This window comes from Kineococcus rugosus (genome assembly GCF_050871975.1).
In the GTDB taxonomy this organism is placed as follows: Bacteria; Actinomycetota; Actinomycetes; order Actinomycetales; family Kineococcaceae; genus Kineococcus.
Genome location: NZ_JBJLSJ010000018.1, coordinates 68,142 through 83,273 on the forward strand (window position 1 = coordinate 68,142; position 15,132 = coordinate 83,273).

Sequence of the window (15,132 nt, forward strand, 5' to 3'; positions counted from 1 at the left end):
AGACATGAGCGACACCCCCACCCCCCAGTACGTCGGCGCCGTCGACCAGGGAACCACCTCCAGCCGCTTCATGGTGTTCGACCACAGCGGCAACGAGGTCGCCAAGTACCAGCTCGAGCACACCCAGATCATGCCCAAGCCGGGCTGGGTGGAGCACGACCCGATCGAGATCTGGGAGCGCACCAGCTCGGTCATCCAGAGCGGCCTGCGCCAGGCCAACCTGACGCACAAGGACCTCGCGGCCCTGGGCATCACCAACCAGCGCGAGACCGCCGTCGTCTGGAACAAGAACACCGGCCGCCCGTACTACAACGCGATCGTGTGGCAGGACACCCGCACCGACCGGATCGCCTCGGCGCTGGACCGCGACGAGCGGGGCCAGAAGATCCGGCAGAAGACCGGCCTGCCCCCCGCCACGTACTTCTCCGGCGGCAAGATCCAGTGGATCCTGGAGAACGTCGACGGGGTGCGCGAGGCGGCCGAGAGGGGTGACGCCGTCTTCGGCAACACCGACTCCTGGCTGATCTGGAACCTCACCGGCGGCCCCCGCGGCGGCGCGCACGTCACCGACGTGACCAACGCCAGCCGCACGATGCTCATGGACCTCGAAACCCTCGACTGGGACGACGAGCTCCTCGAGATCTTCGGCATCCCCCGCGCGATGCTGCCCGAGATCAAGCCGTCCTCGTACTCCGAGGGCTACGGCACCACCCTGGAGACCGGCCCCCTGGGCGGCGAGGTCAAGCTGACCGGCATCCTCGGCGACCAGCAGGCCGCCATGGTCGGCCAGGTCTGCTTCGACCCCGGCATGGCCAAGAACACCTACGGCACCGGCAACTTCATGCTGCTGAACACCGGTGAGGAACTGGTGCGCTCCAAGGCCGGGCTGCTGACCACGGTCTGCTACCAGTTCAACGACGAGAAGCCCGTCTACGCCCTCGAGGGCTCCATCGCCGTCACCGGCTCGGCCATCCAGTGGCTGCGCGACCAGCTCGGCATCATCTCCGGTGCGGCCGAGTCGGAGTCGCTGGCTCGCCAGGTCCAGGACTCCGGCGGCTGCTACTTCGTGCCGGCGTTCTCGGGCCTGTTCGCCCCGTACTGGCGCTCGGACGCCCGCGGCGCCATCGTCGGGCTCTCGCGCTACAACACCAACGCGCACATCGCCCGGGCGGCCCTGGAGGCCATCTGCTACCAGAGCCGCGACGTCACCGAGGCCATGACCGCCGACTCCGGCGTCCAGGTCGAGGTCCTCAAGGTCGACGGCGGCATCACGGCCAACCAGCTGTGCATGCAGCTGCAGGCCGACGTCCTCGGCGTCCCGGTGTCCAAGCCGGTCGTCGCCGAGACCACCGCCCTGGGGGCGGCCTACGCGGCCGGCCTGGCCGTCGGGTTCTGGGAGAACCTCGACGAGCTGCGGGAGAACTGGAACGAGGGGGCCCGCTGGGAACCGTCCTGGGACGACCAGCAGCGCAAGGACGGCTACGCCGGCTGGAAGAAAGCCGTCGAGCGGACGTTGAACTGGGTGGACGTGGACTGACGTCCCCCTCCCTGAACGCGCCGGGCGCGCGGATCGCGCGCCCGGCGCACACCATGGAGCAACACCAGTAGCAGGACCGGTACGGAAGACGCTGAGGAGCAGGACGTGGAGATCAAGGCACTGTCACCGCAGGCACGGGCGGACGCGCTGCGCGAGATGGCTGAAGGTGAACTCGACGTCCTCGTCATCGGCGGCGGCGTCGTGGGGACCGGGGCGGCGCTGGACGCGGTGACCCGCGGCCTGCGCACCGCGCTGGTCGAGGCGCGCGACTGGGCGTCGGGCACGTCGAGCCGCTCGTCCAAGCTCATCCACGGCGGCCTGCGCTACCTGGAGATGCTGGACTTCGCCCTCGTGCACGAGGCGCTGTCCGAGCGCGGCCTGCTGCGCAACAAGCTCGCCCCGCACCTGGTCAAGCCGGTGCCGTTCCTGTACCCGCTGTCCAAGCGGTTCGCCGAGCGCCCCTACGTCGGGTCCGGCGTCGCGCTGTACGACGGCATGGCGCTCTCCTCGGGCAACAACAAGGGTTTCCCGCTGCACCGCCACCTCACCCGCAAGGGCGTGCAGAAGGTGGCCCCCGGCATCCGCAAGGACGCCATGGTCGGCGCGATCCAGTACTACGACGGCCAGGTCGACGACGCCCGCCACACCATGACGATCGCCCGCACCGCCGCGACCTACGGTGCGCTCATCGCCAACCGCACCCGCGTCAAGGAGTTCGTCCGCGAGGGCGAGCGGGTCGTCGGCGCGGTCCTGGTGGACCTGGAGACCGGCACCGACATCCGGGTGCGGGCCAAGCAGGTCATCAACGCCACCGGCGTGTGGACCGACGAGACCCAGGAGCTGGTCAACGCGCGCGGGCAGTTCAAGGTGCGGGCCTCCAAGGGCATCCACCTGGTGGTGCCGCGCGACCGGATCCAGTCCACGACGGGCATGATCCTGCGCACCGAGAAGTCCGTGCTGTTCATCATCCCGTGGGGCCGGCACTGGATCGTCGGGACGACCGACACCGAGTGGACGCTGGACAAGGCCCACCCGGCCGCGACGAGCGCCGACATCGAGTACGTCCTGGAGCACGCCAACACCGTCCTGAAGTCCCCGCTGACCCGCGAGGACGTCGAGGGCGTCTACGCCGGGCTGCGCCCGCTGCTGTCGGGGGAGTCGGAGTCGACCTCCAAGCTGTCCCGCGAGCACGTCGTCGGCCACCCCGTCCCCGGCCTGGTCGTCGTCGCCGGCGGCAAGTACACGACGTACCGGGTGATGGCCAAGGACGCCGTCGACGTGGCGGTGGAGGGCCTGGACGGCAAGGTCCCGGCCTCCACCACCGAGAACGTCCCCATGGTCGGGGCCGAGGGTTACCACGCCCTGTGGAACCAGCGGCACGCCCTCGCGGCGAAGGCTGGCATCCACGTCGACCACGTCGAGCACCTGCTGAACCGGTACGGCTCGGCCATCGACGAGGTCCTCGCCCTCATCGCGCAGGACCCCTCGCTGGGCGAGGTCCTGCCCAAGGCCGACGACTACCTCAAGGCCGAGGTCGTGTACGCCGCGACCCACGAGGGCGCCCGCCACCTCGACGACGTCCTGGCCCGCCGCACGCGCATCTCGATCGAGACGTACGACCGCGGCACCGCCTCGGCCGAACTGGTCGCGGACCTGGTCGCCGGCCCGCTGGGCTGGGACGCCGAGCGCAAGGCCACCGAGGTCCGCACCTACCTGGAGCGGGTCGCGGCCGAGCGCGCCTCGCAGGAGCAGCCCGACGACGCCTCGGCCGACGCGGTGCGCCTGCAGGCCCCGGAGATCGTCCCGGTCTGACCCCGGCCCGACCGCTCACCCGTCCGGCCCCGTGCCCCGTCAAGGGCGCGGGGCCGGTGGTCGATGCGACGGGGGACGGCCCGAACGGCGGACCGCGGAGGAGGTGCGCGGTGCGGGTCGGTTCGGTGCGGTGGACGGCGGCCGGCGGCTGGGCGGGGGAGCTGCCGGACCTGGACTCCGCCGCCACGCTGGTCCTGGTGCTGCTGGGCCCCGAGACGGACCTCGGCGCCGTCCCGCTCGCCGAGGTCGCCGCGGCCTACCCCACCTCGCTGGTCACCGGCTGCTCCACGGCCGGCGTCGCCGACGGCCCGACCCTGCTGGACGACGGCGTGCTGGTGCTGGTGTGCGCCTTCGAGCGCACCCGCGTCCTCCTGCGCCCGGCCCGGCAGAGCGCCGAGCGCTCCCACGCGGTGGGGCAGGCGCTGACGGCGGGGCTGCACGCCGACGCCGCCGCCGCCGGCACCGACCTGCGCGCCGTCCTGGTGATCTGCGACGGACTGGACGTCGTGGGCAACGCCTTCGCCCAGGGGCTGGCCTCCGGGGCCGCCGGGGTCCCCGTGTTCGGCGGCATGTCGGCGCTCATGCCCGGTCCCGGCGGCACCATCCGCGCCCCGTGGACCGTCCTGGACGGCGCCCTGCAGCGGGGCGTCGCGGTCGCGGTCGGCCTGTGCGGCGACCACGTCACCCTCACCTGCGGCACCGGCGGCGGCTGGGACGAGCTCGGCCCGCCGCGGACGGCCACCCGCTCCAGCGGCGCGGAGCTGCTCGAGATCGACGGCCAGCCCGCGCTGGACCTGTACCGCCGCTACCTGGGCGTGGAGGCCGAGGGCCTGCCCGGGTCGGGCCTGCGGTTCCCGCTGCTGCTGCGCCGCCCCGGCGAGCAGCAGTCGGCGCTGGTGCGCTCGGTGCGCTCCTTCGACGAGGGGACCCGCGCGATCGGGCTGACCGGTGACGTGCCCGAGGGTGCCGTCGTGCAGCTGCTGCACCAGAACTCCGAGGCGATGGTCGACGCGGCCCAGGACGCCGCCCGCGCCGCCGCGGCCGGGGCCGGTCCCGCGCACGTCGCCGACGGGGCCCTGGCGCTGGTGGTCAGCTGCCTGGGCCGCCGGCTGGCGCTGGGGGCCCGGGTGGAGGACGAGCTGGAACCGGTCGCCCTGGAGCTGGGCCCGGGGACCGTCGTGGCCGGGTTCTACGGCTACGGCGAGCTCGCCCCCACGCCCGCGCGGTCCTGCGACCTGCACAACCAGACCGTCGCGGTGGGGGCGATCTCGGAGTGGACGTGGTGAACGGGGCCGGGCACGACGGCGGGGACGACGGCGGGGACGACCTGCACCGCGTCCTGTCCCGGCAGCTGCGCCGCGCCGGCGCCGACCGCTCCCACCCGCCGGGGCCGCGGGAGTGGCAGCGGTTCCTGGCGGTGGTGTCCTCGACCTACACCGAGCACGACCGGTCCCGCTACGTGCTGGAACGGGCCATGCGCATCTCCACCGAGGAGATGCAGCAGCTGCACAAGGAGCTGCGCTCGCGCGCCCTCGTCGACGCCCTCACCGGCATCGCCAACCGCGCCGGGATCCTGGAGACGCTGGAGCACGTCGTGGCCGAGCGCGCCGTGCGGCGCCGCGTCACGGTCCTGTTCCTGGACCTGGACGGGTTCAAGGGCGTCAACGACCGCCACGGGCACGGCGCCGGGGACGAGCTGCTCGCCGCCGCCGCCGGGCGGATCCGCAGCCGGTCGCGACCCACGGACGTCGTCGGGCGCCTGGGCGGGGACGAGTTCCTCGTGGTGCGCGTCGGGGAGGGCGACGAGGACGCCGCGGCGCAGCGCGTCGCCGACGCGCTCGCCGCCCCGTTCCGGTTGTCCTGCGGGACGGTCCGGGTCAGCGCCAGCGTCGGGGTCGCCTCGGGGACCACCGGGGAGCGGACCGCCGCGGACTTCGTGCAGGCCGCCGACGACGCCATGTACGCCGCGAAGGCGGCGGGCAAGAACCGGGTGGTGGCGGTCGACCTGGACGCTGCGCGCGACGGCGCGGCGCGTACCGTGCACGGGTGAGGCCGTTCCTGCTGCTGGCCACCCGCGAGGACGACGCGGTGGCCGATTCGGAGTTCGAGGCGTTCGCGCGGCACGGCGGTCTGGGACCCGGTGAGCTGCAGCGCCTGCGCCTGGACCGCGGACCGATGCCGGACCTCGACCTCGACGACTGGTCGGGGATCGTGCTGGGCGGCAGCCCGTACTGCACGAGCGACACCGTGAAGTCGCCCACCCAGCGGCGCGTGGAACGGGAGCTGTCCGCCCTGTTCGACGAGGTCGTGGCCCGCGACGTCCCGTTCCTGGGCGCCTGCTACGGCATCGGGACGCTCGGGGTCCACCGGGGCGGCACGGTCGACCGGACGTACGGCGAGCCCGTCGGCACCGTGCCGGTGACGCTGACCGCCGAGGGCCGCCGCGACCCGGTGCTCGGTGGCCTGCCCACGACGTTCGACGCGTTCGTCGGGCACAAGGAGGCCCTCGTCGCGCCGCCACCCGGAGCGGTCCTGCTGGCGACGTCCGGTCCCTGCCCCGTGCAGGCGTTCCGGGTGGGGCGCAACGTGTACGCGACGCAGTTCCACCCCGAGCTCGACGCCGAGGGCTTCATCGCCCGCTGCCTGGTCTACCGCGACGAGGGGTACTTCCACCCCGACGAGTTCGACGACCTCGCCGTCCGGCTGCGGGCCTCGTCGGCGCCGTTCGCGCCGCGGGTGTGGCGGCGGTTCGTCCAGCGCTACGCCCGCGACGCCCGCGACCGGGTCGCGCCGGCCCGCAGCGCCACGTAGTACGGCCGCAGGACGTCGGCGATCCCCGCCGCCCCCGGACCCAGGACCAGGTCGTCGAGGTCGTCGGGGACCGTCCGGCCCGGGACCCGGTCGCGGACGCCCAGCTCGGGCAGGTCCCCGGCCGCGCGGTGGAACGTCGCCAGGTGCGCGCTCAGGTCCTCCACCGGGTCCGAGGGCCCCGACGCGGCGGCGGTGACGCGCCGCAGCAGGTCCGCCAGTTCCACCCCGCGCAGCGTGAGGACCGTCGCCGGTTCGGCGTCCAGCCGCTCGGCCAGCGCGTACACCACGGCCGCGGCGTGCTTGCACGGTTCCCCGTCGTCGGGGCAGCTGCAGTCGTAGGTGACCTCCCGGTCCTCGGGCAGCAGGCCGACGCCGATCCCGGACAGCAGGTCCACCAGCCCCGGCGGCACGTCCCCGGCGAACAGCGGCGCCAGCAGCAGCGGGTTGTCCACCACGGTCGCCACGACGGCCTCGACCTCCGCGCCGGACCACCGGCGGACCGTCACCTCCACCAGGTACGGCCGCGGCCGGGACCCCTGGACGCGGGCGCCGACCGCTCCCGGGCGCGGGCGCAGTTCCACGACCTGACCGGCGCGCGCGTACGTCCGGCCCCGCTGCAACCGGCCGCGGTCCCCGGTGCGCTCGAGCCCGTCGACGAACCGCTGCGACCACCAGTTCTGCGCGATCCGGCCCCGCTGGGACCGCAACCGCGGCCCGCCGCCGGGACGCCGCCTGCCGTACCGGCCGAACTCCATCACTCACCCACCGCGTCGTCGCCGAGCCGGATCAGTTCGCGCAGCGCGTCGCCGTCGAGCTCGGTGATCCAGCCCTCGCCGCTGCCGACGACCTGGTCGGCCAGGTCCCGCTTGCGGCTGATGACGGCGTCCACCCGTTCCTCCACGGTCCCCACGCTGACGAGCTTGCGGACCTGCACCCGGCGGTGCTGCCCGATGCGGAACGCCCGGTCGGTGGCCTGGTCCTCCACGGCCGGATTCCACCACCGGTCGACGTGCACGACGTGGTTCGCGGCCGTGAGGTTCAGCCCCGTCCCGCCCGCCTTGAGCGAGAGCAGCATCACCCCCGGGCCGTCGGCGCCGGAGAACTCCTCGACCATCGCGTCGCGGCCGCGGCGGGTCACCCCGCCGTGCAGGAACGGCACGGGCCCACCGGTGAGGTCGGACAGGTGCGGGGCGAGCAGGTGCCCGAACTCGGCGAACTGCGTGAAGCACAGCACCTTCTCGCCCTCGGCGCGGGCCGAGGTCACGACGTCGTCGAGCAGCTGCAGCTTCCCCGACCGGTGCCGGCCGCGGTGCAGCACCCCGGACCGGTCGCCGAGGTAGTGCGCTGGGTGGTTGCAGATCTGCTTCAGCCGGGTCAGCGCCGCCAGGATCATCCCGCGCCGCGACATCCCGTCCTCGTCCGAACTCTTGTCCTGCAACCGTTCGGTGAGGTCGTCGACGACCCGGCGGTACAGCGCCGCCTGCTCGGGGGTCAGGTTGGCCCGCACCGTCATCTCGATCTTCTCCGGCAGGTCGCCCGCGACCGCGGGGTCGGTCTTGACACGGCGCAGCACGAACGGCCGGGTCACCACCGCGAGCCGGCGGGCCGGTTCGGTGTGCCCGAGCTTCTCGACCGGCACCGCGAAGGTGTCCCGGAAGCTCGCCGCGCTGCCCAGCAACCCCGGGTTCGTCGCGTCCAGGACCGCGCGCAGGTCCTCCAGCCGGTTCTCCACCGGCGTCCCCGTCAACGCCACCCGGTGCCGCGCCGGGACCGCCCGCACGGCCCGGGCCTGACGGGTGCTCGCGTTCTTCACGTGCTGCGCCTCGTCGAGGGCGACCCGGTGCCACGCCACGGCCGCCAGGTCGGTGACGTCCCGCACCAGCAACCCGTACGTCGTCACGACCAGGTCCCGGTCGGCCGCCAGCGCGGCCAGTTCCGCGCCCTTCGGCCGGCCCGGCCCGTGGTGGACGTGCACCCGCAGGTCCGGGACGAACCGGGCGGCCTCGGCGGCCCAGTTCCCCACGACCGACATCGGGCACACCAGCAGCGTCGGCCCGGGGTCCCGCGACCGTTCGTGGGCCAGCAGCGCCAGCAGCTGCAGCGTCTTGCCCAGCCCCATGTCGTCGGCCAGGACGGCCCCCAGGCCCAGCTGCGACATCGTCGCCAGCCACGTCAGCCCGCGCCGCTGGTAGGGGCGCAGCGTCGCGTCCAGGCCCGGCGGGTCGGGCAGTTCCGGCAGCCGCTCGGCGGCCTGCCCGGACAGCACGTCACCCAGGACCCCGCGCGCCTCGATCGACGTCACCGGCCCCGGCAGGTCCCGCCCCGACGCCACCGCGGCCAGCACGTCCACGACCGTGGCGCGCCCGTTCCCGCGCCGCCGCAGGAACGTCGCGCTGCGCCGCAGCGCCTCCTGGTCGACCTGCACCCACTCGCCGCGGAACCGCACCAGCGACGACTTCGCCGCGGCCAGCGCCAGCAGCTCGGCCTCGGTGACGGGGGAGTCGCCCAGCGCCGCCTGCCACCGGAAGTCCAGCAGGTCGGCCGCGCGGACCCGCGGGTCGGTGATCGCCCCGGGCTGGACCGCCGCCGCGCTCAGCGAGAACGACAGCGCCTTGCGCGTCCAGTGCCGCGGCAGCTGCACCGCCACCCCGGCCGCCGACAACCGCGGGCCGCCGTTCTCCACGAGGTCGAGCAGCTCCCCGATGGACAGCTCCACGCCGTGCTCGGCGGCCGCGTCGGTCCGCCCGCCCAGCACCCGCCGCAGCGGCGGGTGCGCCGCCCCGGCGCGCGCGATGCCGCCCAGCAGCACCAGGAGGGGGTCCTCGGCGCCCGGCCGGGACCCGCCCTCGGCGCGCGCCTCGGCCAGCGTCAGCACCAGGCTGGGGTCGTCCAGCGGCCGCAACCGCACCTGCAACCGCCACGTCGGGTCGCCCGTCGCGTCCGGCGCCGCCGTCGCCAGGTCCCCGTCGGCCAGCTCGTCCGGCACGTCGTCCCACGGCTCGGGCTCCACCACCCGCAGCAGCACGTCGTACCCGTCGGCGTCCCCGCTGCGGTGCCACTCCCGGACCCGGCGGGCCAGGGAGTGCAGCACCGGGTCGTCCGGCAGCGCCCGGCCGGTGCGCAGGGCGCTCACCCACGCCAGCGGCGCCGGGGCGTCGGGCAGGTCGTGCGGCACCACCGACCGGGTGCGGTCGGCGACCAGGACGTCCACCACGACCGAGCACACGCCGTCGAGCAGGTCCTCGGCCCGCGGCGGCCCGCTGGGGGAGCGCTGCGCCCGCAGCACCGGCGGGCACGCCTGCGCCACGGCCGCCCGCCAGCGGCCGAACGCCCGGTCCGGCGCCGGGACCCACCCCGCGACCCACGCGCCGTCGCGCAGCGCCAGGTCGGGCACCACGTGCCCGGCGTCGACGGCCCGGCGCGCGCCAGCCGCGACGTGCGCCAGCCACCGCAGCCCGTCCGAGACGGGCAGCCCGCCGGCCGCGACCTCGGTGAGGACCTCCAGCGCCCGGGCCCCCGTCAGCTCCACGACGGGCACGTCGACCGGCAGCAGCCGCAGGTCCGCGCGCGCCCGGCCGGTCGAGGCGGCGGGCCGCCCCGCCGGGGTGCAGGGCAGCAGCACCGTCAGCGTCGTCGTCGCCGGTCGCGCCAGGGCCCGGGCCACCGCGTCGGCGGCGGGGGCGAGCGCGGCGAGGTCCTCGTGGCGGGCCGGTCCGGGCCGGCGGCGCGGGGCCTCCACCCACAGCGCGAGGGACTGCTCCCGGGTCCAGAGGCCGTGGACGAGGAGCACCGGGGCAGCGTACGACGGGGGGCCGACAGCACCCCCGCGTGGCCGACGCCGGGGCCGCGGACCCCGCTGGTCGCCGAGCACCCCGGTGCTGGTGGGGCGGTGCGGCGGACCGGCGTCGAGCCCACCGCCGTCCACCGCTGCGAGCACGTGCGCGCCCGGGCCGAGCGAGGCAGCGCCCGGTCGGTGGACCACCGCGCCCCGCGGGCAGTCAGCCCCGTCCCCGGTGGATCGGGGTGATCACCGCCGCCGTCCTCGTCGTCCTCGAAGCCGGAGGGCACGGCGATCCCCGGCCTCCGGTCGTTCTCCCGCCGGACAGATCGGTGGCGAGCTGCTCCCACGTCCCCCCCCCCGGGTCCCGGAGCCGGTGGGTCGCGCGCGGTGGCTGCAGGACGCGGCTAGCGATCGGCTAGCTCGCGGCAAGGGGTGCTGAGCACTGTGGAACCACACCGCGCCGCGAGGGCGCGGTGGAGGCCGGGCTCCCGGCAGAGCTGAACAGGAGAACTGATGATCAAGAAGTCCATCACCTTCGCGGATCTCGACGCGAGGGGGGACGTGCTCACGGACGAGGAGCTGGCCGGCGTCTCCGGCGGTGTGTGGCGCGTCACCTGGCGGGTCAACGGACAGCCCGCGGAGTGGAAGGTCGTGCAGCCCGAGCAGCCCTGATCCAGCAGGCACCGAGTGCCGGCCGGTGGGGTTCACGCCCCACCGGCCCGGCCGTCAGCAGACCTCTCCTCGGAGGAGACCGTGATCCTGGCCCTCAGCGCCCGGGACGACGCCACGACCAGCGCCCTCGTCACCGCCCTGCGCGAGCGCGGCGCGAACGTCCTCGCCTGGGACCCCGCCACCCTGCCCGCGACCAGTGCCCTCACCGTCCGTGTCGGGCGCCAGGGCCTGGCCGTCGACCTCGACACCGATCGCGAGCAGGTGGACCTGACCGGCGTGCGGGCTGTCTGGTACCGCGCCCCGGGCCAGCCCGATCCGCTGCCCACCGCCGACCCCGCGCACCAGCGGTACGCCGCGCTGCAGTGCCACTCCCTCGTCGCGGGGCTGTGGGAGCTGCTGGACGTGCCGTGGGTCCCCGGGCGCTACCCGGCGATGAGCCGGGCGCACAACAAGGCCGTCAACCTCGCCCTCGCCCGTGCCGCGGGGTTCCACGTGCCCGAGACCCTGTTCACCAACGACCCGCGCGAGCTGGTGCCGGCCCACCGTCGTGCCGGCGGCGACCTGATCGCCAAGCCGGTCGAGCCCACCGGTGTCCTCGTCGACGGGCAGGAGCACCGCACCTACACCACCCCCGTCGGACGGCGGATGCTCACCTCCCGGCACCGGCTGCGCGCTGCGCCGGTGGTGCTGCAGCCACGGGTGCCCAAGGCGCTGGAGCTGCGCGTCGTCGTCGTCGACGACGCCGTCTTCAGCTTCTCCATCGACTCGCAGGCCTCCCGCGTCGGCGTGGACGACTGGCGCCACTACGACCACGACCGGGTCTCCTACCGCGAGCACCGCCTCCCCGACGACGTCCGGCGTCGCTGCGCCCGCTTCGTCAGCAGCCTCGGCCTGACCTACGCGGCGCTGGACCTCGTCCTGACCCCCCACGGGCAGCACGTCTTCCTCGAGGTCAACCCCACCGGCGAGTACGGGTGGCTGGAGGAGGTCACCGGAGCGCCCATCACCTCGGCGATCGCCGACCACCTCGTCGCCGCCACCACCACCGCAGGAGTCCGCCATGACCACCTCCGCCCTGCAGCCTCCACCCACGCACCCGTCGGCGCTCGACGGTGACGTGCTGGCCTCGGCCGTCGAGCTGCTGCGCGGTCTGCCCCGCCGGCGCGGGGCCACCGCCGCGGCGCACGCAGCGGTGAGCGCCTGGGCCGCCGCGCACCCCGCCGCCCGAGCCGAGCTGGTCGTCGACGAACGACCCGGCACGGTCGTGGTCGACAACGACCTGCTGCTGACCGCCCCCGGTGGGGGCACGATCGCACTCTCCGTCTCCGACGACGACGGCCGCGCCTGGCTGGTGGACCACTCGACGCACTGGGCCGCCGACGTCGTGGTCTCGGTCGACGACGAGCACATCACCGTGCCGCAGGCGATGACGATGCTGCGCGGCATCGCCGAGCGCAACGCCACGGTCCTGGAGCACCTGGTCGACCAGTGCCTGCTGATGGCCGAAGCCCGCGCGGACGGCGGAGCGGTCGACGCGCGCGAGCTGCAGGAAGCCGTCGACGCGATGCGCCGGGCCCGCGGCCTGCTCACCCGGGAGTCGGTCCTGGCGTGGATGCGCGACGCCGGGCTCACCCCGGAACAGGTCGAGCGGACCGCCCACGACGACGCGCTGCGCCGGCGGGCGCGTCGGCGCCTCGAGCAGCAGCTGGCGGAGGAGCACCTCGCCCGTCACCGCACCGACTTCGACCGGGTGCTCGCCGCACGCCTGACCGGCCCCTCGCTGGCCGCCCCGGCCACTGTGGCTGCCGCCGCGCTGGACGGGAAGGGCGTCGAGGCGGCGCTGCACGTCCTCACCGCGGCGGCCACCGACCTGCCGGGGACGGAGCTCGTCGTGGGGGAGGGCTTCGCGGGGCGACTCCCGGCGGCCTTCCGCGCCGCGGCGGCCGGGGACCTGGTGGGCCCGGTCCCCGTGGAGGACGGGGAGGGAGAGGTCGTCGGGCTCGTCGTGCGGCGCAGTCCCGCCGTGCACGACCGCGCCACCCTGGACGCCGCGGGCCAGGCCGCGCTCTCGGCGTGGCTGGCCACGCGCCGCGCTGCGGCGACGACCACCTGGCACTGGCTGTGAACGCCCAGGGACCCGCCGCGCCCCCCACCACCCTCACGCCCGTCGTCGAGGCGCCGCGGACGGGCCGGCGTCGCTGCACCCTCCTGTGGCTGCTGCTCGCCCTCCTGCTGCCGGCGACCGTGGGTCTCCTGCACGCCGTCACGGGAGGCGGGGCACTGTGAGGCGCACCCCCGTGGTGCTGCAGACCACCCCCACCGAGTGCGGCGCCGCGTGCCTGACGATGGTGCTGCGCCACCACGGCCGCGCCACCTCCCTGACGGAGCTGACCGCGCTCCTGCAGCCCGGTCGCGACGGCCTGAGCGCCCTGGCCCTCGTCCAGGCCGCGCGAGCCTCGGGTCTCGAGACCCGCGCGGTGCGCGTGGCGCCGGAGGACCTCGGCGACCTGCCGGGTCCCGTGGTGGTGCACCTGCGGCACGGCCACTTCGTCGTGCTGGAGGGCGCCGGTGCCCACGGCGCCGACGTGGTCGACCCCGGCGGCGGTCGGCAGCGGTGGACACCCGCCGAGCTCGCCGAGCGCTTCAGCGGCGTGGCCCTCGTGCTGCGGCCCGGCCCGGGCTTCGAGCGCCGCCGCCGCCGTCCTGACGCCCCGCTCCGCCGACGCGTCCTCAGCACGCTCCTGCTGCGCCGTCGAGGGCTGCTGGCGCAGGTGCTCCTGGCGTCGCTGCTGCTGCAGCTGACGGCTCTCGTCATCCCGGTCAGCACCGAGGCACTGGTGGACCGGGTGCTGCCGCACGCCGGTACGACCCCGGCCGCCGCGGTGGACCTGCTGCACCTGCTCGGCGCCGCCGTGCTCCTCGCCGTCGTCGCCCAGGCGCTCACCGGCTACCTGCGGGCCGTCCTGCTGGTCCGGCTGCGCGCCCGTTCCGACGCCGACCTCACCGGCGGCCTCGTCGCCCACCTGCTCTCCCTGCCTCACAGCTGGTTCACCCGCCGCGGCACGTCCGACGTGCTCAGCCGCGTCGGGGGCGTGTCGGTGGTGCGGGACGGCGTCACGGGGCAAGTCCTCGCCGCCCTGCTCGACGCTCCGCTCGCCCTCGGCTACGTGGTCCTCATCCTGGTGCGGGACCCGGTCGTGGGTGGTGTCCTCGCCGGCCTCACCGTCGCGCAGGTGGTGCTGCTGCTGGCGAGCACCGGGCGCATCGCCGCCCTGACCCGGCGTGAGCTGGCGGCGGACGCGGAGAGCCAGAGCCACCTGATGCAAGCCGTCTCGGGCATCGAGACCCTCAAGGCCGCGGGCGCCGAGGCCAGGGCCTTGCGCCGCTGGTCGGCCAGCTTCTCCGCCCGGTTGCGCGCGGACACCGAGGCGGGTCTGGCCCAGGGCGCCCTGGACGCAGTGCTCACCGCCCTGCGCTTCGCCGCGCCCCTGGCGCTGCTGTGGGTGGGTGCCTGGCGGCTGCTCGGCGGGCACCTGGGGCTGGGTGAGCTCCTGGCGCTCAGCAGCCTGGCAGGGGCCGCCCTCGTGCCCTTGTCCTCCGTCATGACGAGCTTGCAGCAGCTCCAGTCAGCGGCGGCGCACCTGGACCGTCTGGTCGACGTGCTCGCCGCCGAACCGGAGCCGGTGGGCGGTCTGCGCGTGCAGCGGTTGCGGGGGGCGGTGTCCTTGCGCGGTGTCTCGTTCCGCCACGACCCTCGCGGGCCGTGGGTGCTGCAGGACGTCGACCTCGACGTCGCGCCGGGTCAGAAGATCGCCGTGGTCGGTCCTTCCGGTGCCGGCAAGAGCACCCTGGCCCGGCTGCTGCTGGGCCTGCACGAGCCCACGTCCGGGGAGGTGCGCTACGACGGCGTGCCCGCCCACCACTACGAGCGGACCGCCTTGCGCCAGCACTTCGGCGTCGTGGTGCAGTCGCCGGCGCTGTTCACCGGCACGATCGCGGACAACATCCGCCTGTCCGACCCGGACGCCTCGTTCGAGCGGGTCGTCGCCGCCGCGCGGACGGCGTGCCTGCACGACGACGTCGAAGGCATGCCCATGCGCTACGACACCCTGCTCGTGGACGGCGGGGGCCTGTCCGGTGGTCAGCGGCAACGTCTGGCCCTGGCCCGCGCGTTGCTCGGCGAGCCCCGGCTGCTCCTGCTGGACGAGTCCACCAGCCACCTGGACCCGGGGACCGAGGCGCGCATCGAGGAGAACCTGGCGCGGTTGCCCATCACCCGCATCGTCATCGCCCACCGCCTCTCCACGGTCCGTGACGCCGACCTGGTCGTCGTCGTGGACGACGGCCGGGTCGTCGAACGCGGACGGCCCGAGGACCTCCTGGCCGCCGGCGGGCACTACGCCGGGATGGTCGCGGCCCACGCACGGGGGACGGCGGAGCCGTGGGCGGCCGACGCGCGGCCGTGATCCCGCCGGCGCGCAGGTCCGGGACGACTCCGGCCGACGACCTCCGGCGGAGG

At 75.1% G+C, this 15,132-nt stretch carries 12 protein-coding genes; 10 read left to right on the plus strand and 2 right to left on the minus strand.

The genetic code is table 11. From position 1 onward, the window contains the following. Window positions 1-4 precede the first annotated feature (4 nt). The 5 genes from glpK to ACRYM6_RS12200 all read left to right on the plus strand — a co-directional run bounded on the left by glpK (window position 5) and on the right by ACRYM6_RS12200 (window position 6,160). Window positions 5-1,537 (plus strand): glycerol kinase GlpK, encoded by a 1,533-nt coding sequence (glpK, locus tag ACRYM6_RS12180; RefSeq protein ID WP_432543139.1) that lies wholly within the window; start codon window positions 5-7, stop codon window positions 1,535-1,537. A gap of 105 nt (window positions 1,538-1,642) precedes the next feature. Next, window positions 1,643-3,349, plus strand: a complete 1,707-nt coding sequence (locus ACRYM6_RS12185; RefSeq protein ID WP_432543140.1) for a glycerol-3-phosphate dehydrogenase/oxidase — start codon at window positions 1,643-1,645, stop codon at window positions 3,347-3,349. A gap of 110 nt (window positions 3,350-3,459) precedes the next feature. Further along, window positions 3,460-4,635, plus strand: a complete 1,176-nt coding sequence (locus tag ACRYM6_RS12190) for an FIST signal transduction protein (RefSeq protein ID WP_432543141.1) — start codon at window positions 3,460-3,462, stop codon at window positions 4,633-4,635. Then, window positions 4,629-5,399, plus strand: a complete 771-nt coding sequence (locus ACRYM6_RS12195) for a GGDEF domain-containing protein (RefSeq protein WP_432543142.1) — start codon at window positions 4,629-4,631, stop codon at window positions 5,397-5,399. Before ACRYM6_RS12190 ends, ACRYM6_RS12195 begins: the two co-directional genes overlap by 7 nt. Then, the gene (locus ACRYM6_RS12200) at window positions 5,396-6,160 is read left to right on the plus strand and encodes a glutamine amidotransferase (protein ID WP_432543143.1); all 765 of its coding nucleotides are present in this window, start codon (window positions 5,396-5,398) and stop codon (window positions 6,158-6,160) included. Before ACRYM6_RS12195 ends, ACRYM6_RS12200 begins: the two co-directional genes overlap by 4 nt. Here the strand turns inward: ACRYM6_RS12200 and ACRYM6_RS12205 are convergent. Together ACRYM6_RS12205 and ACRYM6_RS12210 are read right to left on the minus strand one after the other, a co-directional pair. Further along, a complete protein-coding gene (locus tag ACRYM6_RS12205; RefSeq protein WP_432543169.1) occupies window positions 6,109-6,915 on the minus strand; it encodes an SWIM zinc finger family protein in 807 nt (268 codons plus the stop codon). The two genes, ACRYM6_RS12200 and ACRYM6_RS12205, sit on opposite strands and share 52 nt — an antisense overlap. Then, window positions 6,915-9,950 carry a DEAD/DEAH box helicase gene (locus tag ACRYM6_RS12210; protein WP_432543144.1) on the minus strand — a complete coding sequence of 1,012 codons (3,036 nt, stop codon included), beginning with the start codon at window positions 9,948-9,950 and terminating at the stop codon, window positions 6,915-6,917. The genes ACRYM6_RS12205 and ACRYM6_RS12210 overlap by 1 nt, the downstream gene beginning before the upstream one ends. Window positions 9,951-10,454: 504 nt before the next feature. Here ACRYM6_RS12210 and ACRYM6_RS12215 point away from each other — a divergent pair. The 5 genes from ACRYM6_RS12215 (at window position 10,455) to ACRYM6_RS12235 (ending at window position 15,079) form a co-directional block, all read left to right on the plus strand. Beyond that, complete coding sequence (locus ACRYM6_RS12215; protein ID WP_432543145.1) at window positions 10,455-10,613, plus strand: hypothetical protein; 159 nt, start codon at window positions 10,455-10,457, stop codon at window positions 10,611-10,613. Window positions 10,614-10,694: 81 nt separating this feature from the next. Continuing rightward, window positions 10,695-11,729 (plus strand): MvdC/MvdD family ATP grasp protein, encoded by a 1,035-nt coding sequence (locus ACRYM6_RS12220; protein WP_432543146.1) that lies wholly within the window; start codon window positions 10,695-10,697, stop codon window positions 11,727-11,729. Further along, a complete protein-coding gene (locus ACRYM6_RS12225; protein ID WP_432543147.1) occupies window positions 11,674-12,738 on the plus strand; it encodes a TIGR04500 family putative peptide maturation system protein in 1,065 nt (354 codons plus the stop codon). Before ACRYM6_RS12220 ends, ACRYM6_RS12225 begins: the two co-directional genes overlap by 56 nt. Further along, window positions 12,735-12,899, plus strand: a complete 165-nt coding sequence (locus ACRYM6_RS12230) for a hypothetical protein (protein WP_432543148.1) — start codon at window positions 12,735-12,737, stop codon at window positions 12,897-12,899. Before ACRYM6_RS12225 ends, ACRYM6_RS12230 begins: the two co-directional genes overlap by 4 nt. After that, the gene (locus tag ACRYM6_RS12235; RefSeq protein ID WP_432543149.1) at window positions 12,896-15,079 is read left to right on the plus strand and encodes a peptidase domain-containing ABC transporter; all 2,184 of its coding nucleotides are present in this window, start codon (window positions 12,896-12,898) and stop codon (window positions 15,077-15,079) included. Before ACRYM6_RS12230 ends, ACRYM6_RS12235 begins: the two co-directional genes overlap by 4 nt. Window positions 15,080-15,132: the final 53 nt, after the last annotated feature.

What these genes read in the sequence shown, in the direction of transcription:
- glpK (WP_432543139.1), top strand. Translation starts at nt 5, where the DNA reads ATGAGCGACACCCCCACCCCCCAGTACGTCGGCGCCGTCGACCAGGGA.
- ACRYM6_RS12205 (WP_432543169.1), bottom strand. Translation starts at nt 6,915, where the DNA reads ATGGAGTTCGGCCGGTACGGCAGGCGGCGTCCCGGCGGCGGGCCGCGG.
- ACRYM6_RS12215 (WP_432543145.1), top strand. Translation starts at nt 10,455, where the DNA reads ATGATCAAGAAGTCCATCACCTTCGCGGATCTCGACGCGAGGGGGGAC.
- ACRYM6_RS12225 (WP_432543147.1), top strand. Translation starts at nt 11,674, where the DNA reads ATGACCACCTCCGCCCTGCAGCCTCCACCCACGCACCCGTCGGCGCTC.